At 41.7% G+C, this 22,868-nt stretch carries 20 protein-coding genes; 4 read left to right on the top strand and 16 right to left on the bottom strand.

Annotation, left to right across the window (positions count from 1 at the left end; translation table 11 throughout):
• Positions 1 to 43 precede the first annotated feature (43 nt).
• From argA to sdhC, 9 genes are all read right to left on the bottom strand, one after another.
• Positions 44 to 1,384 (bottom strand): amino-acid N-acetyltransferase, encoded by a 1,341-nt coding sequence (argA, locus tag BWD47_RS05725; protein ID WP_036968615.1) that lies wholly within the window; start codon positions 1,382 to 1,384, stop codon positions 44 to 46.
• A 183-nt stretch (positions 1,385 to 1,567) separates the two neighbouring features.
• The gene (gene sucD / locus BWD47_RS05730; protein WP_036968616.1) at positions 1,568 to 2,440 is read right to left on the bottom strand and encodes a succinate--CoA ligase subunit alpha; all 873 of its coding nucleotides are present in this window, start codon (positions 2,438 to 2,440) and stop codon (positions 1,568 to 1,570) included.
• Entirely contained in the window at positions 2,440 to 3,606 is a 1,167-nt protein-coding gene (gene sucC, locus BWD47_RS05735) for an ADP-forming succinate--CoA ligase subunit beta (protein WP_036968617.1), read from the bottom strand. The genes sucD and sucC overlap by 1 nt, the downstream gene beginning before the upstream one ends.
• A 176-nt stretch (positions 3,607 to 3,782) precedes the next feature.
• On the bottom strand, positions 3,783 to 5,297 hold the full coding sequence (gene odhB / locus BWD47_RS05740) for a 2-oxoglutarate dehydrogenase complex dihydrolipoyllysine-residue succinyltransferase (RefSeq protein ID WP_075593612.1): 1,515 nt from the start codon (positions 5,295 to 5,297) through the stop codon (positions 3,783 to 3,785).
• A gap of 3 nt (positions 5,298 to 5,300) precedes the next feature.
• Positions 5,301 to 8,120: a 2-oxoglutarate dehydrogenase E1 component gene (locus BWD47_RS05745; protein WP_065979886.1), complete on the bottom strand. Its 2,820-nt coding sequence runs from the start codon at positions 8,118 to 8,120 to the stop codon at positions 5,301 to 5,303.
• An 85-nt stretch (positions 8,121 to 8,205) separates the two neighbouring features.
• Positions 8,206 to 8,922: a succinate dehydrogenase iron-sulfur subunit gene (locus tag BWD47_RS05750; protein ID WP_065979885.1), complete on the bottom strand. Its 717-nt coding sequence runs from the start codon at positions 8,920 to 8,922 to the stop codon at positions 8,206 to 8,208.
• Positions 8,923 to 8,932: 10 nt separating this feature from the next.
• Positions 8,933 to 10,705, bottom strand: a complete 1,773-nt coding sequence (gene sdhA, locus BWD47_RS05755) for a succinate dehydrogenase flavoprotein subunit (RefSeq protein WP_075593613.1) — start codon at positions 10,703 to 10,705, stop codon at positions 8,933 to 8,935.
• Entirely contained in the window at positions 10,706 to 11,053 is a 348-nt protein-coding gene (gene sdhD, locus BWD47_RS05760; protein ID WP_036968629.1) for a succinate dehydrogenase, hydrophobic membrane anchor protein, read from the bottom strand.
• The gene (sdhC, locus tag BWD47_RS05765; RefSeq protein WP_075593614.1) at positions 11,044 to 11,421 is read right to left on the bottom strand and encodes a succinate dehydrogenase, cytochrome b556 subunit; all 378 of its coding nucleotides are present in this window, start codon (positions 11,419 to 11,421) and stop codon (positions 11,044 to 11,046) included. The genes sdhD and sdhC overlap by 10 nt, the downstream gene beginning before the upstream one ends.
• Before the next feature lie 409 nt (positions 11,422 to 11,830).
• On the opposite strand from sdhC, the gene BWD47_RS05770 reads away from it, so the two are divergent.
• The 3 genes from BWD47_RS05770 to BWD47_RS05780 all read left to right on the top strand — a co-directional run bounded on the left by BWD47_RS05770 (position 11,831) and on the right by BWD47_RS05780 (position 14,870).
• Positions 11,831 to 13,117 (top strand): citrate synthase, encoded by a 1,287-nt coding sequence (locus tag BWD47_RS05770; RefSeq protein ID WP_036968634.1) that lies wholly within the window; start codon positions 11,831 to 11,833, stop codon positions 13,115 to 13,117.
• A 111-nt stretch (positions 13,118 to 13,228) separates the two neighbouring features.
• Positions 13,229 to 14,443 (top strand): aminotransferase class V-fold PLP-dependent enzyme, encoded by a 1,215-nt coding sequence (locus tag BWD47_RS05775; protein ID WP_075593615.1) that lies wholly within the window; start codon positions 13,229 to 13,231, stop codon positions 14,441 to 14,443.
• 13 nt (positions 14,444 to 14,456) lie between these two features.
• Positions 14,457 to 14,870 carry a SufE family protein gene (locus tag BWD47_RS05780; protein WP_074988256.1) on the top strand — a complete coding sequence of 138 codons (414 nt, stop codon included), beginning with the start codon at positions 14,457 to 14,459 and terminating at the stop codon, positions 14,868 to 14,870.
• Between the two features lie 6 nt (positions 14,871 to 14,876).
• Here BWD47_RS05780 and tcdA read toward each other — a convergent pair whose 3' ends face one another.
• The 7 genes from tcdA to BWD47_RS05815 all read right to left on the bottom strand — a co-directional run bounded on the left by tcdA (position 14,877) and on the right by BWD47_RS05815 (position 22,219).
• Positions 14,877 to 15,674 carry a tRNA cyclic N6-threonylcarbamoyladenosine(37) synthase TcdA gene (gene tcdA, locus BWD47_RS05785; RefSeq protein ID WP_036968641.1) on the bottom strand — a complete coding sequence of 266 codons (798 nt, stop codon included), beginning with the start codon at positions 15,672 to 15,674 and terminating at the stop codon, positions 14,877 to 14,879.
• Positions 15,675 to 16,349, bottom strand: a complete 675-nt coding sequence (locus BWD47_RS05790) for a TIGR01621 family pseudouridine synthase (RefSeq protein ID WP_065979880.1) — start codon at positions 16,347 to 16,349, stop codon at positions 15,675 to 15,677.
• Positions 16,342 to 17,109: a 3-deoxy-manno-octulosonate cytidylyltransferase gene (gene kdsB, locus BWD47_RS05795; protein ID WP_036968651.1), complete on the bottom strand. Its 768-nt coding sequence runs from the start codon at positions 17,107 to 17,109 to the stop codon at positions 16,342 to 16,344. The genes BWD47_RS05790 and kdsB overlap by 8 nt, the downstream gene beginning before the upstream one ends.
• The gene (locus BWD47_RS05800) at positions 17,097 to 17,294 is read right to left on the bottom strand and encodes a Trm112 family protein (RefSeq protein ID WP_036968654.1); all 198 of its coding nucleotides are present in this window, start codon (positions 17,292 to 17,294) and stop codon (positions 17,097 to 17,099) included. The genes kdsB and BWD47_RS05800 overlap by 13 nt, the downstream gene beginning before the upstream one ends.
• Positions 17,284 to 18,264 (bottom strand): tetraacyldisaccharide 4'-kinase, encoded by a 981-nt coding sequence (lpxK, locus tag BWD47_RS05805; protein WP_075593616.1) that lies wholly within the window; start codon positions 18,262 to 18,264, stop codon positions 17,284 to 17,286. The genes BWD47_RS05800 and lpxK overlap by 11 nt, the downstream gene beginning before the upstream one ends.
• Positions 18,264 to 20,006 (bottom strand): lipid A export permease/ATP-binding protein MsbA, encoded by a 1,743-nt coding sequence (msbA, locus tag BWD47_RS05810; protein WP_036968660.1) that lies wholly within the window; start codon positions 20,004 to 20,006, stop codon positions 18,264 to 18,266. The genes lpxK and msbA overlap by 1 nt, the downstream gene beginning before the upstream one ends.
• Before the next feature lie 65 nt (positions 20,007 to 20,071).
• The gene (locus BWD47_RS05815; protein ID WP_143474477.1) at positions 20,072 to 22,219 is read right to left on the bottom strand and encodes a DNA internalization-related competence protein ComEC/Rec2; all 2,148 of its coding nucleotides are present in this window, start codon (positions 22,217 to 22,219) and stop codon (positions 20,072 to 20,074) included.
• Between the two features lie 96 nt (positions 22,220 to 22,315).
• Here BWD47_RS05815 and BWD47_RS05820 point away from each other — a divergent pair, with 96 nt between their 5' ends.
• Positions 22,316 to 22,822 (top strand): DUF2062 domain-containing protein, encoded by a 507-nt coding sequence (locus BWD47_RS05820; RefSeq protein WP_065979876.1) that lies wholly within the window; start codon positions 22,316 to 22,318, stop codon positions 22,820 to 22,822.
• Positions 22,823 to 22,868 lie beyond the last annotated feature (46 nt).

The raw sequence follows: 22,868 nt of genomic DNA on the forward strand, positions 1-22,868 counted from the left end.
ACAGGTTTTACGTGGGTGACAGCGATGTGTCACCCCTTTTACCTTAACGATTTTTTGGTAATTTAGATAAGTCTAAGCGTAATACCTTTGAGCGTCGCTGGTAGTTATACAACGACTTTTTCTTTGCGGGCAGTTCATCGACCGTCACCAATTCAAAACCTTGTTCAATAAACCAATGAATACTGCGCGTTGTTAACGCAAATAAACCATGATAACCACACCGTTTGGCTTTATTAATTATAAAACGTAATAAATTACTGCCTCGGTCTGCATCACGATATTGAGGGTGAACAGCAAGACTTGCAAATTCACCAACCTGCTCTTCATCAAATGGGTAAAGGGCAGCGCACGCGATAATAAGTCCATCACGCTCAATCACTGTGAATTGCTCAATTTCTATCTCTAATTGCTCTCTTGAGCGACGCACTAAATAGCCCTGCTCTTCAAGTGGTCTAATTAAGTTTAAGATACCGGTTATATCACTGATCGTTGCACTACGAAGTTGTTCAGAACTTTGCGGCGCAATCTGGGTCCCAATACCATCCAAAGAGAAGAGCTCTTGCAATAAGGCACCATCTTCTTTGTAGCTGACAAGGTGACACCGATGCACCCCGCCCCGACATGCATCAATAGCAGCTTGCAAAAAGACAGGGGCGCTCAAACATGAAGGTGTATGAGTGCGATAGTGCTCTAACACTCGCTCGGCTTCGTTTGGCATTAATTCTGCTATCGCTTCGCCATTTTCATCTAAAATACCTGCATCTTGGCTAAAGCCTAGCATTTTGTCTGCTCTGAGCTTTAAAGCAACTTGAGTCGCAATTTCTTCTGCGGTTAAATTAAAGCTCTCACCCGTCACTGAGGCAGCAATCGGACCTAGGAGCACAATACTATTGTTATTGAGTTGGTGGCGTATTCCCTCAACATCAATTCGCCTAACCCGCCCCGAGTGGTGGTAATCAACCCCTTCATCAACGCCTAAAGGCTGCGCTATAACAAAATTACCACTGACTACATTTAAAAATGAGCCCGACATGGGGGTGCTACTTAATGACGTGGATAAACGTGCGGTGATGTCAAATTGCATTGCTCCGGCCACTTTTTTAATCACTTCAAAAGTGGTGTTATCGGTAACACGGATCTCGTTATGAAAATGACTAGTTATGCCAACCTCATTCAAAGCGGCATTAAATTGTGGCCGTGCGCCAAACACCAAAACAATCTTAATACCTAAGCTTGTTAATAGAGCAACATCATTAATAATACTTCGACAGCCTGGCTGGTCTATCGCCTCACCACCCAGCATTACAACGAAAGTCTTGCCTCTATGGGCATTTACATAAGGAGTCGACTGACGAAATCCGTCTACTAATTCTGTAGTACGCACGTGCTAATTACCTTTTAAATTCAAGCGTTTTTTATTAAAACGGAAACAGAGGAATTAGTGTAAGGAATTTTTATTCATAAATAAAGAATTTTTATTCTTTATTTATGAATAAAAATTGACAGTGAATTAAGTAATAAAAAAGGCCCGCATAAGCGAGCCTCTTTTTAAGAGATTAAAGACCGATTACCAGCCTGTTTTCTCTTTAAGTGCAGCACCGATGTCAGCTAGTGAACGTACTGTTTTAACGCCAGCAGCTTCTAATGCAGCAAATTTCTCATCAGCAGTACCTTTACCGCCTGCGATGATTGCACCCGCGTGACCCATACGCTTACCTGGAGGCGCAGTTACACCCGCAATGTAAGAAACAACAGGCTTAGTTACGTTGTGCTTGATGTATTCAGCAGCTTCTTCTTCTGCTGTACCACCGATTTCACCGATCATAACGATTGCTTCAGTTTGCTCGTCTTTTTCGAACATTTCTAAAACGTCGATGAAGTTAGTGCCAGGGATTGGGTCGCCACCGATACCAACACATGTTGATTGGCCGAAACCAGCATCAGTAGTTTGCTTAACCGCTTCGTAAGTAAGTGTACCAGAACGTGATACGATACCTACTTTACCAGGCTTGTGGATGTGACCAGGCATGATACCGATCTTAGTTTCACCCGGAGTAATAACACCTGGGCAGTTAGGACCGATCATGCGAACACCAGTTTGCTCAAGCTTAACTTTAACGTCAACCATGTCTAGTGTTGGGATACCTTCAGTGATACAAACGATAAGCTCGATGCCAGCATCGATAGCTTCTAAGATTGCATCTTTACAGAAAGGTGCTGGTACGTAGATTACTGATGCAGTTGCGCCAGTTGCTTCTACAGCGTCACGTACTGTGTTGAATACTGGAAGACCAAGGTGCGTTTGACCGCCTTTACCTGGGCTAACACCACCAACCATTTGTGTACCATACTCAAGCGCTTGCTCAGAGTGGAAAGTACCTTGGCCACCAGTGAAACCTTGACAGATAACTTTTGTATCTTTATTGATTAATACAGACATTATTTGCCCTCCGCAGCAGCAACAACTTTTTCAGCTGCGTCTGTTAGTGATTCAGCAGCGATGATGTTAAGGTCAGAATTAGCAAGTACTTCACGACCTAGTTCAGCGTTAGTACCTTCTAAACGTACTACTACTGGTACGTTTACGCCTACTTCTTTAACTGCACCAATGATACCTTCTGCGATCATGTCACAACGAACGATACCACCGAAGATGTTAACTAAAACAGCTTTTACGTTGTCGTCTGAAAGGATGATCTTGAATGCTTCAGATACACGCTCTTTCGTCGCGCCGCCACCAACATCTAGGAAGTTAGCTGGCTTGCCACCGTGTAGGTTTACGATGTCCATCGTACCCATCGCTAGGCCTGCACCGTTAACCATACAACCCACGTTACCGTCTAGTGCAACGTAGTTAAGCTCGAAGCTTGCAGCGTGAGCTTCACGTGCATCTTCTTGAGATGGATCGTGCATTTCACGGATTTTAGGTTGACGGTAAAGCGCGTTACCATCTACACCGATTTTGCCATCTAGACAGTGAAGGTTGCCTTCGTCTGTGATAACAAGCGGGTTGATTTCTAATAATGCGAAATCGAAATCGTTGAACATGTTCGCAAGACCCATGAAGATCTTAACAAACTGTTTCATTTGCGTTGGGTTTAAACCTAGTTTGAAGCCTAATTCACGAGCTTGATACGCTTGAGGACCTACAAGTGGATCGATTTCAGCTTTGTGGATTAGCTCTGGCGTTTCTTCAGCAACAGTCTCGATTTCAACACCACCTTCAGTAGATGCCATGAAAACAACTTTACGAGAAGCACGATCTACTACAGCGCCTAGGTATAATTCGTTAGCGATGTCAGTGCAGCTCTCAACAAGGATCTTAGCTACTGGCTGACCATTTTCGTCTGTTTGGTAAGTAACTAAGTTTTTACCTAACCAGTTCGCAGCGAACTCTTTAACTTCGTCGATTGTTTTAACTAGCTTAACACCGCCAGCTTTACCACGGCCACCTGCGTGAACCTGTGTTTTAACAACCCACATATCACCGCCAATTTTCTCAGCAGCTGCTGCAGCTTCTTCAGGTGTATCGCAAGCGTAACCGTGAGAAACTGGTAAACCATATTCGGCAAAAAGTTGTTTTGCCTGATACTCATGCAAATTCATGATGCTTTATCCAATTTTTTATACTAAAAGAGCTGAATATTTATGCAAATAAACAGCTATCCCAAATTGCGCACCTAGTATAAATCCCAAGGCTCAACATGAAAACCCCAGTTAGACCAAAGGCGCAAAAAAAAAGCTGTGAACGCAGTCCACAGCTTACATTTTATACAACTAGATTAAACATCTAGTAATAAACGTGTTGGATCTTCTAGTAACTCTTTAATTGTCACTAAGAAACCAACAGATTCTTTACCATCAATTTGACGGTGATCGTACGATAACGCTAAATACATCATTGGTAAGATTTCAACTTTACCATTTACAGCCATTGGACGATCTTGGATTTTGTGCATACCTAAGATTGATGACTGAGGTAAGTTGATAATCGGTGTAGAAAGTAACGAACCGAATACACCACCATTAGTGATAGTGAAGTTACCACCTGTCATATCATCAAGTGTTAATTTGCCGTCACGACCTTTAAGCGCTAATTCACGGATACCTTTTTCAATTTCTGCAACTGATAACTTGTCACAATCTTTAAGTACTGGTGTAACTAGGCCACGTGGTGTTGATACCGCGATGCTGATATCGAAGTAGTTGTGATAAACAATATCATCACCATCGATTGATGCATTCACTTCAGGGAAACGTTTAAGCGCTTCTGTTACTGCTTTCACATAGAAAGACATGAAACCTAAACGAATACCATGACGTTTTTCGAATACTTCTTGATACTGCTTACGAAGGTCCATGATAGGTTTCATGTTTACTTCGTTGAATGTTGTTAACATTGCAGTTGAGTTTTTCGCTTCAAGAAGGCGATTTGCAATAGTCTTACGTAAACGCGTCATTGGAACACGTTTTTGAGTACGGTCACCCATAGGTGCAGCAGGTGCTGCCGCTTCTGCTTTAGGTGCAGCCGCAGGCGCTTTTAAGAATGTATCAACGTCTTCTTTCGTTACGCGACCATTTTTACCCGTGCCCTTGATTTTTGATGCATCAAGGCCCTTTTCAGCGATTAGACGACGCACTGACGGTGTTAATACGTCTGAGCTATCGCTTGAATCGCTTGCTTGTGCCGCTTCTTCTTTTTTCGATTCTGCTTTAGCAGGTGCTGCACCCGCTTTAACAGTACCAATCACTTGTTCGCCAAGCACTGTTTCGCCTTCTGCGTGGATGTGCTCGCCCATGATACCGTCTTCTTGAGCAACAACTTCAAGAACAACTTTATCAGTTTCGATGTCAACTAGGTTTTGGTCGCGCGTTACCGCTTCACCTGGTTGAACATGCCAAGTAGCAATTGTCGCGTCTGCGACTGATTCTGGAAGTACAGGTACTTTAATGTCCACTTCTTTACCTTCTGATGCTGGTGCTGATTGCGCCGCTGGCGCGTCTTCTGATTTTGCTGGTGCTGATTCTTTAGCAGAATCGTCACTTGCTGGTGCAGCATCTGCATCACCAAGTAAACCAATTACTTGTTCACCAAGTACGGTTGCACCTTCTTCTTGTGAAATTTCAGTAATGACACCGTCGTTTGGTGCAACTACTTCTAAAACAACTTTATCTGTTTCAATATCAACTAAGTTTTGGTCACGGCTTACTTTGTCGCCAACACTTACGTGCCATGTTGCTACGGTAGCATCAGCAACCGACTCAGGAAGTACAGGAACTTTAATTTCTGTGCTCATTGCTTATCCTTTATTTTCAATAGTAAGCGCATCTGCAACGAGCGCTTGTTGTTCTTTAGTATGCACTGACATGTAACCACATGCTGGCGATGCTGATGCTTTACGGCCAGCATATTTTAATTTAGCGCCTTGTGGAATTGCATCGACAAAGTGGTGTTGAGAACAATACCAAGCACCTTGGTTTTGTGGCTCTTCTTGACACCAAACGAAGTCTTTAACGTGTTGATAACGCTGCATGATTGCATCCATCTCATCGTGTGGGAATGGATAAAGTTGTTCAACACGAACAATTGCAACATTATTAAGCTCTTGCTTACGACGCTCTTGAAGTAGTTCGTAGTAAACTTTACCGCTACAGAAAACAACGCGTTCAACTTTCTCTGCTGGGATGTCATCAATCTCGTCAATCATATTATAGAACACACCTTCCGATAACTCTTCCAGTGTTGATGTTGCTAATGGGTGACGTAATAATGACTTCGGTGTCATAACAATCAAAGGACGACGCAGTGGACGAACTGATTGACGACGTAGCATTGCGTAAACTTGCGCAGGTGTTGATGGCACACACACTTGCATGTTGTGATCAGCACACAGTTGTAAGAAACGCTCTAAACGGGCTGAACTATGCTCAGGACCTTGACCTTCATAGCCATGCGGTAACAAACACGTTAGACCACATAAACGGCCCCACTTTTGCTCGCCTGAACTTAAGAACTGGTCAAATACAACTTGAGCGCCGTTCGCAAAGTCACCAAATTGGGCTTCCCACATGACTAATGATGTAGGTTCTGCAGTCGCATAACCATATTCAAACGCAAGCACCGCTTCTTCAGATAACACTGAATCGTATACTTCAAATGCACCTTGCTTTTCGCTGATGTTTTGCAACGGTAAGTAAGTTGATGCATCTTGTTGATTATGAACAACAGCATGACGATGGAAGAATGTACCACGGCCTGAGTCTTGACCCGTTAAACGGATATCAGTACCTGCATCAACAAGTGTTGCATAAGCCAGTGTTTCTGCCATACCCCAATCAAGTGCTTTTTCACCTGATGCCATTAGTTTACGGTCGTCGTAGATTTTCTTAACACGAGACTGTGCTTTATGACCTTCTGGGTAACTTGCCACTTTCTCGCCAAGTTCTTTAAGTTTCTCTACCGACACTTTAGCGTCGTATTCTACATCCCAATCGTGACCAACGAACTTAGCCCAATCAGATGAATGAGATGTTTCAGGTTGAATTTCTTCAACAACGCACGAGCCACGGTCTAAGCCATTACGGTAATCATCTGCGAGTACTTTAATTTCGTCTTCAGTGAATGAACCTTCAGCCACAAGCTGATCAGCATAGATTAAACGAGGTACAGGGTGTTTTTTGATTTTTTGGTACATAAGTGGTTGAGTCGCATTAGGCTCATCCGCTTCGTTATGACCATGACGGCGATAACAGACCAAATCAATAACAACATCACGTTTAAACTGATTTCTGAAATCAAGCGCAATTTGTGTTACGAATGCAACGGCTTCTGGATCATCAGAGTTAACGTGGAAAATAGGTGCCTGAACCATCTTCGCAATATCTGTACAGTATGGTGTAGAACGCACATCAGCCTGTTTAGACGTTGTAAAACCAACTTGGTTGTTAACAACAATACGGATACTACCACCACAACTAAATGCATTAGTTTGTGATAGGTTAAATGTTTCTTGTACAACACCTTGACCTGCAATCGCAGAGTCACCATGAATTGTAATAGGCAGTGCTTTAATACCTGACTTATCACCTAAGCGGTCAAGACGCGCACGAACCGAACCCATCACTACCGGGTTTACGATTTCTAGGTGAGACGGGTTAAATGCAAGTGCCATGTGCACATTGCCACCCTTAGTCGCAAAGTCAGATGAATAACCCATGTGATATTTAACGTCACCTGAGCTTAATGTATCTTTATGTTTACCAGCGAACTCATCAAACAAATCTGATGGGTTTTTACCTAAAACGTTCACTAGTACGTTCAGACGACCGCGGTGAGCCATACCAATAACAGCTTCTTTTTGTCCGCTTTCACCTGCACGATGAATCAGTTCTTTAAGCATTGGTACTAACGCATCACCACCTTCAAGTGAGAAACGTTTTGCACCAGGGAACTTAGCCCCTAAATATTTTTCAAGACCATCCGCTGCTGTTAACCCTTTAAGGATGCGCAGCTTTTCTTCTTTAGAAAAAGTTGGACGTGATTGCACTGATTCCAAACGCTGTTGTAACCAACGCTTTTCTTCAGTCGATGTGATATGCATATACTCAGCACCAACAGAACCACAGTACGTGGTTTTAAGTGCTTGGTATAACTCACCTAAAGGCATGGTTTCGCGACCGACTGCAAACGAACCCACATTGAATTCACGGTCAAAATCAGCTTCAGATAAATCGTGGTACTCTAATTCAAGATCGCGAACACGTTCGCGTTGCCAGATACCTAATGGATCTAGGTTGGCATTTTGGTGACCACGGAAACGGAAAGCATTTATAAGTTGTAGCACTTTGACCTGTTTAGGATCACCAGAGCCACCCTCTGCTACCACCACTTCTCTATGCTTGTTTTTAGCAAGCTCCGCAAATTGTGCACGAACTTCAGAATGTTTTACGTCAACATCCACACCATCAACTTTTGGTAATTGTTCGAACACTTCTCGCCATTCTTCTGGCACAGAAGTCGCATCATCTAAGTACGCTTCATAAAGCTCTTCTACGTAAGCAACGTTACCGCCGTTTAAGTGAGAAGATTCTAGCCATGCCTTCATCACACCTTCGTGCATTTATAAGCCCTTTTCTTTAGCGCAGAAATTAATTGTTGTAAAAACAAGGTGGTTAATAAATTAACCACCTTACATATTCAATATTTTAAACCGAACGATTTAAAAGCATTGACTTGATTTGTCCAATTGCTTTGGTCGGATTAAGACCTTTTGGACACACGCTAACACAGTTCATGATACTGTGACAACGGAACACGCTGAACGCATCGTCAAGGTCAGCAAGACGCTCTTCTGTCGCTGTATCGCGGCTATCAGCCAAGAAACGATATGCGTGAAGAAGGCCTGCTGGACCGATGAACTTGTCTGGATTCCACCAGAACGAAGGACACGATGTTGAACAACATGCACATAAAATACACTCATATAAACCATCAAGCTTATCGCGTTCTTCGATTGACTGAAGACGCTCACCCGCCGCTGGCGTGTCGTTGATAAGATAAGGTTTTACTTTTTCGTATTGAGTGTAGAACTGACTCATGTCAATAACAAGGTCACGTACCACAGGTAAACCAGGTAATGGACGAATTACGATTTTACCTTTGCCACCTTTAAGTAGCGTTGATAAAGGCGTGATACATGCCAAACCATTTTTACCATTCATGTTGATACCGTCTGAACCACACACACCTTCACGGCATGAACGACGGAATGATAACGTTGGATCTTGCTCTTTTAATTTCATAAGCGCATCCAACACCATCATATCTTGACCTTCTTGCGTTTCTAGCGAGAAGTCTTGCATACGTGGTGCGTTATCAATATCTGGATTGTAACGATAAACGGAAAATTGTACTTGTGCCATCGTCTCGCTCCTAGTATGTACGTGCTTTAGGTGGGAAAGCTTCACGCAGTTTCGGCGCGTAGTTTACTTCACGTTTGCTCATTTCATCCGTTACAGGATTGAAAATTGAGTGACATAGCCAGTTTTCGTCATCACGATCTGGGTAGTCGAAACGAGAGTGAGCACCACGGCTTTCTGTACGGAAGTTTGCAGCTACTGCAGTTGAGTAAGCTGTTTCCATCAAGTTATCAAGCTCTAAACATTCAATACGTGCTGTGTTGAATTCAGTTGATTTGTCATCAAGACGCGCATACTGAAGACGTTCACGGATTTCTTTAAGCTCTTTAAGACCTGTTGCCATTGCTTCACCTTCACGGAATACCGAGAAGTTAAGTTGCATACACATTTGCAGGTCTTTCTTGATTTGAACAGGATCTTCACCTTGGCCAACTTTAGAGCTTTCCCAACGATTAAAGCGTGCAAGCGATGCTTCAAGGTCTGAATCAGACGCATCTTTACCCACTTCAACACCGTTTAGGTATTTGCCTAAGAAGTTACCAGCAGCACGGCCGAATACAACTAAGTCAAGTAGTGAGTTACCGCCAAGACGGTTAGCACCGTGTACAGATACACACGCAATTTCACCAACAGCGAATAAGCCTTCAACAACTTTTTCTTGGCCATTTGCATCAATTTGTAATGCTTGACCATTTACGTTAGTTGGAACACCACCCATCATATAGTGACATGTTGGGATAACTGGAATTGGCTCTTTAGCAGGGTCAACGTGTGCGAATGTTTTCGCAAGGTCACAAACACCTGGAAGACGAAGGTTTAGAGTTTCTTCACCTAAGTGGTCAAGCTTAAGCTTGATATGTGGACCATAAGGACCATCGCAACCACGGCCTTCACGAATTTCTGTCATCATTGAACGAGCAACAACGTCACGCGATGCTAAGTCTTTCGCATTAGGTGCATAACGCTCCATGAAACGTTCGCCGTCTTTGTTTAGAAGGTAACCACCTTCACCACGACAACCTTCCGTCACAAGTACACCCGCACCAGCAATACCGGTTGGGTGGAACTGCCACATTTCCATATCTTGCATTGCAACACCCGCGCGTGTTGCCATACCAACGCCGTCACCTGTATTGATGTGCGCGTTAGTTGTTGATGCAAAGATACGACCTGCGCCACCTGTTGCTAAAACAACCGCTTTAGATTTGAAATAAACAACTTCACCTGACTCGATGTCGATTGCTGTACAACCAACAACGTGACCGTCGCTGTTTTTAACAAGGTCTAATGCATACCACTCAGAGAATACATTTGTTTTGTTTTTAACGTTTTGTTGGTAAAGACAATGCAATAATGCGTGACCAGTACGGTCAGCTGCGGCTGCAGTACGTGCAGCTTGTTCACCACCAAAGTTTTTCGACTGACCGCCGAAAGGACGTTGATAAACACGGCCATTTTCAAAACGAGAAAATGGTAAGCCCATGTTTTCTAATTCAGTAATAGCTTCTGGGCCTGTTTTACACATATATTCGATAGCGTCTTGGTCACCGATGAAATCGGAACCTTTAACCGTATCGTACATGTGCCATTCCCAGTTATCTTCATGTGAGTTACCCAGAGCTACCGTAATACCACCCTGTGCAGACACAGTGTGAGAACGTGTAGGGAAAACTTTTGAGATAAGTGCACAGGTTTTGCCTGACTCAGTGATTGCGAGTGCTGCGCGCATACCTGCACCACCGGCACCAATCACTACAGCGTCAAATTCACGAACAGAATAATTCACTTAAACACCCCATAAAACGATTAGACCTATTGCTACGTAAGCAACGGCCATAAGGTTTAATACAAAGCCTAAAACAGCACGTAATTTAGCGCATTTAACATAGTCAGTTAATACTTGCCAAAGGCCAATACGGGTGTGAACCATGATGCAAACAAGGGTAATTAGTGTAAACCCTTTCATTGCTAGGTTTGAAAATAGGCCTTGCCAGGCTTCAAAAGTGACTTCGGGTGTACATAAAAAATAGCCAACAATAAAAATCGCGTAAGCGCTGATAATTAAAGCGGTTGTACGAAGTGATACGTAATCTTGTACACCATCACGTTTAAGAGTTGCTTGATTTAAAACCATATCCACACTCCTGCTAGAATTGCAGCAACAACGCCTAAAGCCATTGCAACTTTAGCGCTGAAGTTACCTGATTCAAGTTCTTCCCAGTGACCCATATCCATAATGATATGACGGACACCACCAATTAGGTGATACGCCAATACAGAAATGGTACCCCACGCTATGAATTTGGCAATGAATCCGCTGAACAGACCCTTGACGAATTCAAAACCTTCAGGAGAAGAAAGAGACTCAGACCACGCCCAAATGACAAACGTTAAAGCAAAAAATAATGCAACACCGGTGACGCGGTGAAGAATTGATGCTTTAGCCGTAGCCGGCATAGATATAGTTGTTAGATCTAGATTTACAGGTCTTTGCTTTTTCACAGTTACTTGCCCATCTTGCCCACTTAGGGGCTCATCTACTTGTTTTTCTAAAACCCATCAAAATGAATTTCGATGGAACTATCTAAGTAAACCGTGTTAATACACAAAAAGTTCACACTGGTGCAAAACTCAAATGTAAAAATAAAGTTTACCTACAGACAATACGGTATAAAACCTTGGATAGTATATATAGCCAATGGTCTTTTTACAATTCTTGTTTAGTAAGAGACGTTTGCGAATTAGCCAATGGTATAATATTTAATCCTGACAGAATATTTATTATCCTTTTATGCATACTATTTATAAAAATTGACTTTACACCCCTCTTTCACGTTAAAATGAAAAGAATGTGCTTAAACAGATTCAGAACATAACAATCAGAGTTGTTATCTTAATAGGAGATAAATAGATGGCGGATAAGAAAGCCACGGTCCATATTGATGGTCTTGATCCAATCGAACTTCCAATTTACCAAGGCACTGCTGGCCAAGACGTAATCGACGTACGTACGTTAGGTTCTCATGGTTATTTCACTTACGACCCAGGTTTCATGTCGACGGGTTCATGTGAATCTTCAATCACTTACATCGATGGCGGTAAAGGTGTTCTTTTACACCGTGGTTACCCAATTGAACAATTAGCTGATGAATCAAACTACATCGAGCTTTGCTATTTGTTACTTAATGGTGAGTTACCGACTAAAGAACAATACGATGCGTTTGCACAAGAAATCACGCACAACACAATGCTTGATACTAAAATTGCAAACTTCTTCCAAGGTTTCCGCTTTGATGCTCACCCGATGGCAATGCTATGTGGTGTAGTAGGTGCACTTTCTTCTTTCTACCATGAAGATTTAGACATCACTGATGCAACACAGCGTAAAACGAGCGCGATTAAGTTAGTAGCTAAGTTACCGACAATCGCAGCAATGGCTTACAAATATAACGTTGGTCAACCGTTTGTTTACCCACGCAACGATTTAAGCTTTGCTGAAAACTTCTTACACATGATGTTCTCAGTGCCTGCTGAAGAATACAAAGTGAGCCCAGTTTTAGCTAAAGCAATGGACAAAATCTTCATGCTTCACGCTGACCACGAGCAAAATGCGTCAACGTCTACGGTTCGTTTAGCGGGTTCATCTGGTGCAAACCCTTACGCATGTATCGCTGCTGGTATCGCATCACTGTGGGGTCCTGCACACGGCGGTGCTAACGAAGCATGTCTTAACATGTTAGAAGAAATCGGTTCTGTTGACCGTATCGACGAATACGTTGCTAAAGCGAAAGACAAGTCAGACCCATTCCGTCTTATGGGCTTTGGTCACCGTGTTTACAAAAACTTCGACCCACGTGCGACGGTAATGCGTCAAACATGTCATGAAGTATTAGCAGAGCTAAACATTCAAGATCCATTGCTTGATATCGCAATGAAACTTGAACAAATCGCGCTTGAAGACCCGTACTTCGTAGAGAAGAAACTATACCCTAACGTAGATTTCTACTCTGGTATCATCTTAAAAGCAATCGGTATCCCGACTAGCATGTTCACAGTAATCTTTGCTATGTCTCGTACTGTTGGTTGGATCTCTCACTGGGATGAGATGCTATCTCAACCTGGCCACAAGATCAGCCGCCCACGTCAGTTATACACTGGTGAAACATCACGCGATTACGTACCAACAGACAAGCGTTAATACGATTTCGTGTTTAAAAAAGGCCGCTAAGCGGCCTTTTTTATTGCCCACCACTTGTCTATTTGTGCAAAGTAATTAAAATCGTCGCATTCTTGTTGTTTAGGCTTATCCATGTTTGATTTCGAAACTATACGCGCCGACTTTCCTTTACTCACACAGACAGTAAATGAATACCCATTAGTGTATTTAGACTCAGCAGCTACCTCGCAAAAGCCTCTATCAGTTATCAAAGCCTTAGAAAGCTATTACAGTGCTGAAAATGCCAATGTTCATCGCGGTCGCCATTTTCTCAGTGAGCATGCGACACGTCGCTATGAAGATACACGAACAGCAATCGCAGCGTATTTCAATGTACAGCGCACCGAAATTGTTTGGACTAAAGGGGCAACCGAATCACTAAACTTAATTGCAAACGGCCTAACTTCACACCTAAAATCAGGCGATAAAATAGCGATTTCAGCGATTGAGCATCACGCTAATATCGTTCCGTGGCAAGAACTTGCAAAAAAAGTAAATGCAGAGCTCATTATTTTGCCCATTACAGCTGATTTAGTCTTGGATAGTAATGAATGTGCTGCATTTATTCGTGAGCATAAACCGAGCGTTGTTGCTGTAACCCATGCTTCGAATACATTAGGAAATATCACTGACTTAGAGCCAATTATCACTGCTTGCAAAGAAATTAATGCGACTTCTGTTATTGATGGCGCACAGGCGGCGATGCATTTAAAACCCGATTTAAATAAACTCGATTGTGATTTTTATGTTTTCTCTGCACATAAAATGCTGGGTCCAACAGGATTGGGGGGGCTTTATGGTCGTTACTCACGCTTAAATACGCTTGATGTCTATCAAACAGGTGGCGAAATGATTGAGACTGTAAGCTTAACACACAGCACATTTCGTGATGCGCCAGGCAAATTTGAAGCGGGTACGCCACACATTGCAGGCGTAATCGCCTTTGCCGAAGCAATCAATTATTTAACAGCACTTGATTTCAATGGAATGCGTCAACATGAGCATACAATTTTCAATTATGCGATAAAACAATTATCAACCATCGATGGGATTTCTATTTATTCGCATAAAGAAAATAACATTGGCAATATCAGTTTTAATTATCGTGATGAGCATCCATTTGATTTAGCAACGCTACTGGATGGTTACGGCATAGCTGTTCGTAGTGGCCATCACTGTACCCAACCAATTATGAGCAAATTAGGCATTCCTGGCACTGTGAGAGCGAGCTTCGCACTGTATAATTCGCTCGACGATGTTGATGCTTTTATTAAAGCACTCAAGCACTGTATAGAACTATTAGATTAATGTTGGATATATTATGAATTCACCTTTTCACACCGTGACTCAAGACATCGAGAATGCAAATGGCTGGCAACAAAAATATCGTCAAATTATGCTGTTAGGTAAAAAGCTACCGGTCATGCCCGATGTTTTAAAAGTTGATGATGCGCTTGTAAAAGGCTGTGAAAGTAAGGTATGGCTTTATATTGATTTTGACCACTCCGAAAACAGCCTAGTGCTTGCGGGTGATTCTGATACACGTATTGTTAAAGGGTTACTGGCCTTAATTTTGGCCTTATACAATGGTCTAACACCCGAGCAAGCAACTCAAATTAATGCCTATAACGAATTTGAACGACTTGGTCTAATTAGCCATTTAAGCCCATCACGCGGCAACGGCATAAAAGCCATGGTTGATAAAATTCAAACCATGGCTCAGGAAAAGCGCTAAAAAGCACTATTTTAAACTTCGCTGTTTTTTATCTAGGTATTTTCTAATTGCTTTGGCTGCAACAAAAAAGCCAAAGCTACCCGTTACCATGGTTGCTGAGCCAAAACCGTTGTTACAATCCATGTTCATCGAGCCATCTGCGCCTTGTTTTGCTTGGCACACTTCACCGTCGGACGTTGGATACACTAATTGTTCGGTCGAATAAACACAATCAACATTAAATTTTCGCTTAGGGTTGCTACTAAAGTTGTACTGTTTTCTGAGAATATAACGGACTTTTGCAAGCAATGGGTCATGGGTTGTTTTAGCAACATCACCAAAACTAATTTGGCTAGGATCCGTTTGCCCCCCAGCACCACCGGTTGTAATAACAGGTAACTTGACTCGCTTACAATGGGCTATCAGTGCCGCTTTTTCTTTTACTGCATCAATACAATCAATTACATAATCAAAGCCCTGAATGTGCTCACGAATATTATCTAGGGTAATAAAGTCATCAATGACATTGACTTTAATATCTGGATTAATTAATTCACAACGCGCTTTCATCGCGTCTACTTTAGCGTCACCTATCGTGCCAGTTAAAGCATGTATTTGACGATTAACATTCGTTGCGCAAATATCATCTAAGTCAATCAACGTCAATTGACCTACCCCGGTGCGTGCTAATGCTTCAGCAGCCCAGCTTCCGACGCCACCAATACCTATGACACAAAAATGTGCTTGCTGTAACCAATCAAATTGTTGATGGCCATATAAGCGCTTGATACCACCAAAGCGAATGTCTTGTGTTGTTTCTTTCATTTACCAATCCAACGTCCAAGGAGTCAGCCACTCTTTGAATTCGTCTGCGTTAAAAACTTCATTGAGATATGCGCCTGTCGTATGCGCACAGCGATATTCTTTTAGTTGACCTTGATACATAAATTGCAGGGCATATGCATGCAAATTAGTACGCTCATCTGGCGTACCAGCATAAGTAACGTCACCCAATATAGGCGCACCAATACTTTTCATTGCCACTCTTAATTGATGCGTCTTGCCAGAAAAAGGTTTTAATAAGTATGCGCGCAGGCCGGGGCGAATACTTTTTGAATAAAAGCGCGTGATAGCTGGGTTTTCTTGGCTTTTTAGCAACTTAAACGCACCTCGGCGACTTTTTTGCATATCACCTTTGATCCAGCCTTGCTTTTTTTTAGGTTTTTCATCACTTACAGCAAGGTAAAATTTATTCACTTGGTGCGCAGTGAAAAGCGATGTAAATTCTGCTGCTGCCTGCTTGTTTCTGGCTAAAATAATTAACCCAGACGTTACTTTGTCTAGCCGGTGAACAGGAAACAGCTTTTCATTCACTCGTTGCTCTGCAAGTACAACAAACCCTGCACAGTCTTCACTGTGAAAGCTGACGCCTGCAGGTTTGTAAAAAACAAAAAAGTCATCTTCGCTTGCGTGAAGATGAACAGCGTGAACATCAGTCATTGCACTCGTTGCTCAAAGCGGCTATTACACGTGTGAGATCGTCGGGTGTATCAACACCAGCTTGAGGTTCACACACAGCTCCTGCAATTTTAATGCTGTAGCCGTGGTATAAAACACGTAACTGTTCAAGTGACTCAAGTTGTTCTAAACGCGATTCAGGCAATGCGATATATTGCTGAATGAAGCCAGCACGATACGCATAGATACCAATATGACGCGCATAATCAGCCAGATTTAGCGTGCTGTTATCGTCGTTCATCATTGCATCGCGATGATAAGGAATAGGCGCCCGCGAAAAATACAGTGCGTTTTGCTCAGTATCACTGACAACTTTGACACAATTCGGGTTAAATATATCATCAGAGTCAGTTATTTTAGCACTGAGCGTTGCCATCGGTGCATCAGATTCAGCCAGTAACTTTGCCACCTGACTGACGTTTTCACTGGCCAATAATGGCTCATCACCTTGTACATTGACGACAATCGTGTCACTGGCAAGATTTAGCTTTTCAACCACTTCGGCAAGTCGTTCTGTGCCCGATTGATGGTCTTCACGTGTCATTAATACGTTATCTGTAAAGCCCTTTACAACATCAAACACCGCTTGATGATCGGTGGCAACATACACAGCACTTGCACCTGATGCAGCCGCTTTGTTGTAAACATGCTGGATCATAGGTTTACCACATATGTCAGCTAAGGGTTTACCCGGTAAACGGCTAGAAGCATAGCGTGCAGGAATGACAACTACGAATTCCACTTATCAACCTCTTCTTGGCTTAATTCACGCGCTTCGTTTTCAAGAAGCACAGGGATATCATCTTTTATTGGGTAAGCTAATTTTGCAGCAGTACTTATAAGCTCTTGATTTTCTTTATCTAAGCGCAACTTACCTTTACATACTGGGCAAGCAATTATTTCAAGTAATTTTGTATCAAAGGCCATGAAGGATCCCTTTTTGTTTTAATAATGAATGTAATTTTTCAATAACAGCGGCAGTCGGCCTTGCATCAACAGGTAGATAATACCAATTAGGTTTAGCAAAACTAAAGCACTTTACTGCGTCTTTTTCTGTCATGAACACGGCATCATTTTCAAAGTCCGAAAAATCAGTCGGTTGATAGTTATAATGGTCTCGAAAATGGTGTGTCGAAAGCAGGTCTATGCCTTGTTGCTTAAGGCTTAACTCAAAGCGTAAAGGATTACCAATTGCACTGATAGCGTGCCCGGTATTTAGCGTATCTGATACGCGTTCAAAGGATGCAACCGATCTAAATTGGCTGGGTACTAAGTCATAGCGGTAGTTTGTCGCCCCACCATTCTCTACCACAAGATCAACTGACTTTAAACGCGCTTTAGTTTCTCTTAGCGGGCCTGCAGGCATCAAAAATCCATTGCCAAACTGGCGTTCACTGTCGACAATACAACACTCAATATCACGCGCCATTTTATAATGCTGCATACCATCATCTGAAATGATGATATCAATAGCGTGTTCTTGTTGCAGCTTTTCAATACTCGCTTGGCGATTGGGTCCTACCATCACCACGCATCCTAGCCGACGTTGAATAAGTACAGGTTCATCACCCGCTTCACTTGGGGTTGTTTTTTGTGTGACTAACAGCGGATAATTCGAAGACTTACCGCCATATCCACGGCTGATTACCGCGACCTTTAAACCCTGCTGTTGTAAGTACTCAGCGAGCCAAATAACAAAGGGGGTTTTACCATTACCACCTACACTAATATTGCCAACAACAATGATAGGAACATTGGCCTTAAACGCCTTGAGTATTTTGAGCTTATAGAGACTAACTCGTAAGGTTGAAATTAGCCAAAAGATACAGCTCAAAGGTAAAAGCAGCACCGTTAAAAAGCGGGGCTGTTTGTACCAGCTTTGTTCAATCATACTCACTATTGTTCACCAAATTGCATCTTACAAAGCGCAGAGTAAGTACCGTCTTTTTCTAGCAGCTCGTTATGAGTGCCCTTTTCGATTACTTGGCCATTATCGATAACATAAATACAATCACTGTTTTCAATCGTTGATAAACGATGCGCAATCACGATTGATGTCTTCTCTTTCATTAAAGTATCAAGTGCCTGTTGGATCAGTTTCTCTGACTCGGTATCAAGCGCTGAAGTTGCTTCATCAAGAATCAAAATAGGTGCATCTTTTAAGATGGCTCGCGCAATGGCAATACGCTGACGTTGACCACCCGATAACATCACACCATTTTCTCCTACCAGGGTATTTAAACCCTCAGGTAAGTCTTTTACAAACTCCCAAACATGAGCCTGCTTGGCAACAGCAATTAATTCATCTTCAGTCAGACTTCTGTCTAACCCATAACAAATATTGTTCGCTATCGTGTCGCTAAACAACACGACTTGCTGAGAGACCAATGCAAACTGTTTACGAAGATCCGTTAGCTTGTAATCGGCAAGTGACACACCGTCGAGTAATATTTCGCTTTCACCTTCTAATTCATAATAACGAGGTAATAAATTAGAGATTGTAGATTTACCCGAGCCTGAGCGCCCGACCAATGCAATACTTTCACCGGCATCAATGCTGAGTGTTAAGTTTTTAAGAACAGGCTCTTCTTTAGTAGGGTAACAGAATGTCACGTTTTTAATTTCAATGCGGCCTGTTACCTTATCTACTGTATATGTACCTGTGTCTTTTTCGATTTCTTCATCAAGCACTAAAAATATACTTTGTGCAGCCGAAATACCTCGCTGAAGGTCGCTGTTCACATTAGAAAGTTGCTTTAAAGGTCTTAACAGCATCATCATAGATGAAATTAATAACACAAAATCACCTGAGCTTATCGTGTCAATCATCGACGGCATCGATACAACCCATAAAATAACCGCCATCGCACTGGCTGCTAATATTTGTATAATCGACACGCTTAAAGCTTTCGTCGCATCCATTTTAATGCGTTGCTGGCGGTTGTGGTTGTTAATTGCAGAAAACTGAGCGATTTCTTGTTGTTGTCCACCAAAACCATGGATCACTTTATGGCCTGACAACATTTGCTCTGAAGTACGGGTAACTTGACCCATTGCCGATTGAATTTTTTTTGAAATCATTCGAAAACGTTTAGATACAAACGCAACAATCACTGCAACGAGAGGAATAATCACTAAGAAAATAAGTGATAATTTCCAGCTGGTATAAAACATATTAAACAATAAAAAAACAACAAAGGCGCCCTCTCTCACCACAATTAATAATGCTTTGGTAATCGCTTGCTGTACTTGTTCTGTATCAAATGTGATCTTTGATATTAAATCACCATTCGAATTTTTATCATGAAAAGAAACGGGTAAATGTAAAATATGTTCAAATAACTGTTGGCGTAATGTACGCACGACTTGTGAGCCAACATAACTCAAACAATACGATGACATGTAGTTGAACATCCCACGTCCCAATACCAGTGCAACAACGACAAATGGAGCATATGTTAACACCTTCGAATTACGGGCATTTAACCCTTCATCAATGAAAGGTTTCATTAAGTTGATAAACAAGGCGTCCATTGCTGAATAACCAATCATGCCCACGATTGCAAAAAACGCGATTAATTTGTAATCACCGACATAACTCACTAATCGCTTATAGATTTGGGTTGTAGTTTGATCCATAACACTCTCTTATTCATAGACTTCGACTATTGTAGCCTTATGACAGTAAAAACAAAACGCCAATCTTATTCAAACCAGTAACTTTCCTGCTCACGGGCGAATTCTAAACGGTATGACTGCGGGTAAAATTTTATTCTTATGTGTCCATACTCAGCTGTGGTGTATTGTGGTATGTCACGGTCATTGTATCGCTTAACGACATCAGAATGAGGAAACGACCATTGCCCTTGGTAGGCAGATGAATGAAGTACAATCTCAGGATTTACAGCATCTATAAATAGGCCACTTGAAGATGTATTGCTACCATGATGGGGACTGATAAGAATAGTCGCATTTAAATCAACTTCCTGACTCACTAACTGCTGTTCAATGAATTTAGAAATATCGCCAGTCAATAACACGCTATGCTGGGGATTGCTTATTTTTAAAATACAGGAGCGGTCATTATTATTATCATGATTCGAGTCGGCTGTAAGCGAAGTGATATTGAGGTTTTCAAATTTAAAATGCTGAGACAAACATGGCAGTTTGATTCCACTGGGATGAAACTTTTCAAACGTAGCAGTGTAACCTGCTTGTTTCCAACTCGTCAGTCCTCCCGCGTGATCATTATCTTGATGACTTATAATAGTCGCCACAACTTCTAAGTTTTGTTGTCGAATATTTGCAACGAGTACTGAATTTACATAATCATAACGCGCAAAGTATTGCGGACCTAAATCATACACAATGGCTTTGTTATTGGTGCTTATCATCGCCATTAGACCATGCCCTACGTCAAATAAATCTAATTGAAATAAAGGTTTTGGTGTCAACAACCAGTCTATAATAAAAATAAAGCTCGGGATTATACTAAAGCGTTTAAATGGGCTAAACAGCCCAATTAACAAGGTACAATACAAGTACAACAACGATTTAAAACCATTAATCCTCACATCAATCCAACGCCAATCATGAGGCGTTGAAATAATAAACTCAAAGGAGCTGTAAAATACAGCATCGAACAGCTTAAAAACGTAACTTGTATTAACAATCATAGACAACAGCGAATACATTACTAAGAGCGGCATAACCACTAAACTAATCAATGGCACAGCTATCAAATTAACTAAAAGGCCAATGACACTGACTCCGTCGAAAAAATATAACGACAAAGGTAAAAGCCCCACAAAAAGCGCTCCTTGGATCATAAACAGCTGAACACTGTGCTTTATTAAACCGTTTTTTATAGTTAGAGGCTGGTTAATCACTAAAAAAATAATGGCAACAGCAGTAAAACTAAAATAAAAACCAGGATTGAGTAGTGAAAATGGATTCATGACCAACACCACTGATAAAGCAAATAAGATACTTCGCCACTGCAGGGGATTTTTAGCTAAAAGGTAAATTATTAAGTAACAACCCAACATCACCAACGCTCGGGTTGCAGATACAACAAAATCGCTTAAGTAAACATACAAAAATGCACAACAGAACCCAAACACCACAAAAAGTTTACTAAGTTGCATGCTTTGTTTAATAGCAATCTGAGTACACATAAACACCCATTTGCAGGTATAAAAACCGAGCGTAAATATCAGGCCAATATGTAGTCCCGATATCGCAAGTAAATGACTGAGCCCCAGTTCGCGCAAATGAGTTTTATCGACTGACGAAATTTTACTTCTGTCCCCTGTTAATAAGGCATAGTACATCCATTGTAGTTTCGTACCCGCGGTAATATCACTGATATAAGATTGATAGTGTGACCTGATCGCAGCGCTACTTGTACTGCTTAAATGATGTGTTTTACCAACTGTTCTGCCCTTATAAATAATTCGCTCTGTGAACGCAAAGCGCTCACGATTAAAGCTGTCAAAGTTTTTAACAGTTCGAAATGCTTTTAATTTAATTTGGCTTGTTAACAAGCTTCCCACATCTAGTTGCTTTTCAGTCGTAATACTTAGCATCGCTAAAGGGGCTATAAACCTAGGCAGCGAGCAGCCTTGAACATTAATCAAGCGTACTTTGGCATAATAAGGCGATGCAACAGAGTGAATTGAAATAATCTGTAAATGAGCGTCAATGGGTTTGTCTATTTCTATTTGGCATAAACTGGCTGAGTAAAAAATAAGATAATGAAAGATTACGATAAAAATACCACAAATAAACCCTGACAATACCGACAAAAAAGGCTTAAAATAGAGACTCGCTAAAATGACAGCAAAACTCATTATATAGAACGCCGCAGTGTTCAGTGTGTAAACGGTTATAAAACACCCCAACACAAAGCCACTGCATAACCAAATAGATGTAAATGGTTGCTTTAGATGGCTAAAAAAACGATCCAACGGTTTTTACCCGATCATAACAAGGTAAGAGATCATAAATATTTAAGAATTTTTGGTCGTTTATTACATGACGCCAACTTATGGCACTTAAATAGACGCTCCGCTCGGGGTGCTTTTGCGGTAGGTTTGTTTTTTGCTTTCATCCCTGTTCCTTTTCAAATGGTTTTAGCTGCCGCCTTGGCAATTCCATTACGTGTTAACTTGCCTATTTCTGTTGCAACAGTGTGGATCACTAACCCGTTGACAATGCCTCCTATCTTTTATTGTTCATACATTGTTGGGACTATAGCCCTTGCTCAACCCACTCAACATTTCCATTTTGAGCCAAGTTGGCAATGGTTTATAGATAGCCTCACTACGATTGGACCCGCTTTTTTAGTCGGCTCATTAATTTGTGCTTCAGCGGCATCACTTGTAGGCTATTTTGCGATTGATATGCTTTGGAAGCGCTCAGTGCGAAAAGCGTGGTTACACCGTCATAAATAAAGCAACAACAAAATACTAAAAAACATACCTTTCAGTATAGACAAAA

It is taken from the genome of Pseudoalteromonas sp. PAB 2.2 (genome assembly GCF_001938575.1).
Classification (GTDB): Bacteria; Pseudomonadota; Gammaproteobacteria; order Enterobacterales; family Alteromonadaceae; genus Pseudoalteromonas; species Pseudoalteromonas lipolytica.

Coding starts and splice junctions, on each gene's coding strand:
- sucD (WP_036968616.1), bottom strand. CDS start 2,440: ATGTCTGTATTAATCAATAAAGATACAAAAGTTATCTGTCAAGGTTTC.
- sucC (WP_036968617.1), bottom strand. CDS start 3,606: ATGAATTTGCATGAGTATCAGGCAAAACAACTTTTTGCCGAATATGGT.
- odhB (WP_075593612.1), bottom strand. CDS start 5,297: ATGAGCACAGAAATTAAAGTTCCTGTACTTCCTGAGTCGGTTGCTGAT.
- BWD47_RS05745 (WP_065979886.1), bottom strand. CDS start 8,120: ATGCACGAAGGTGTGATGAAGGCATGGCTAGAATCTTCTCACTTAAAC.
- BWD47_RS05750 (WP_065979885.1), bottom strand. CDS start 8,922: ATGGCACAAGTACAATTTTCCGTTTATCGTTACAATCCAGATATTGAT.
- sdhD (WP_036968629.1), bottom strand. CDS start 11,053: ATGGTTTTAAATCAAGCAACTCTTAAACGTGATGGTGTACAAGATTAC.
- BWD47_RS05770 (WP_036968634.1), top strand. CDS start 11,831: ATGGCGGATAAGAAAGCCACGGTCCATATTGATGGTCTTGATCCAATC.
- BWD47_RS05775 (WP_075593615.1), top strand. CDS start 13,229: ATGTTTGATTTCGAAACTATACGCGCCGACTTTCCTTTACTCACACAG.
- BWD47_RS05780 (WP_074988256.1), top strand. CDS start 14,457: ATGAATTCACCTTTTCACACCGTGACTCAAGACATCGAGAATGCAAAT.
- tcdA (WP_036968641.1), bottom strand. CDS start 15,674: ATGAAAGAAACAACACAAGACATTCGCTTTGGTGGTATCAAGCGCTTA.
- BWD47_RS05790 (WP_065979880.1), bottom strand. CDS start 16,349: ATGACTGATGTTCACGCTGTTCATCTTCACGCAAGCGAAGATGACTTT.
- BWD47_RS05800 (WP_036968654.1), bottom strand. CDS start 17,294: ATGGCCTTTGATACAAAATTACTTGAAATAATTGCTTGCCCAGTATGT.
- msbA (WP_036968660.1), bottom strand. CDS start 20,006: ATGGATCAAACTACAACCCAAATCTATAAGCGATTAGTGAGTTATGTC.
- BWD47_RS05815 (WP_143474477.1), bottom strand. CDS start 22,219: ATGAGTTTTGCTGTCATTTTAGCGAGTCTCTATTTTAAGCCTTTTTTG.
- BWD47_RS05820 (WP_065979876.1), top strand. CDS start 22,316: ATGGCTAAAAAAACGATCCAACGGTTTTTACCCGATCATAACAAGGTA.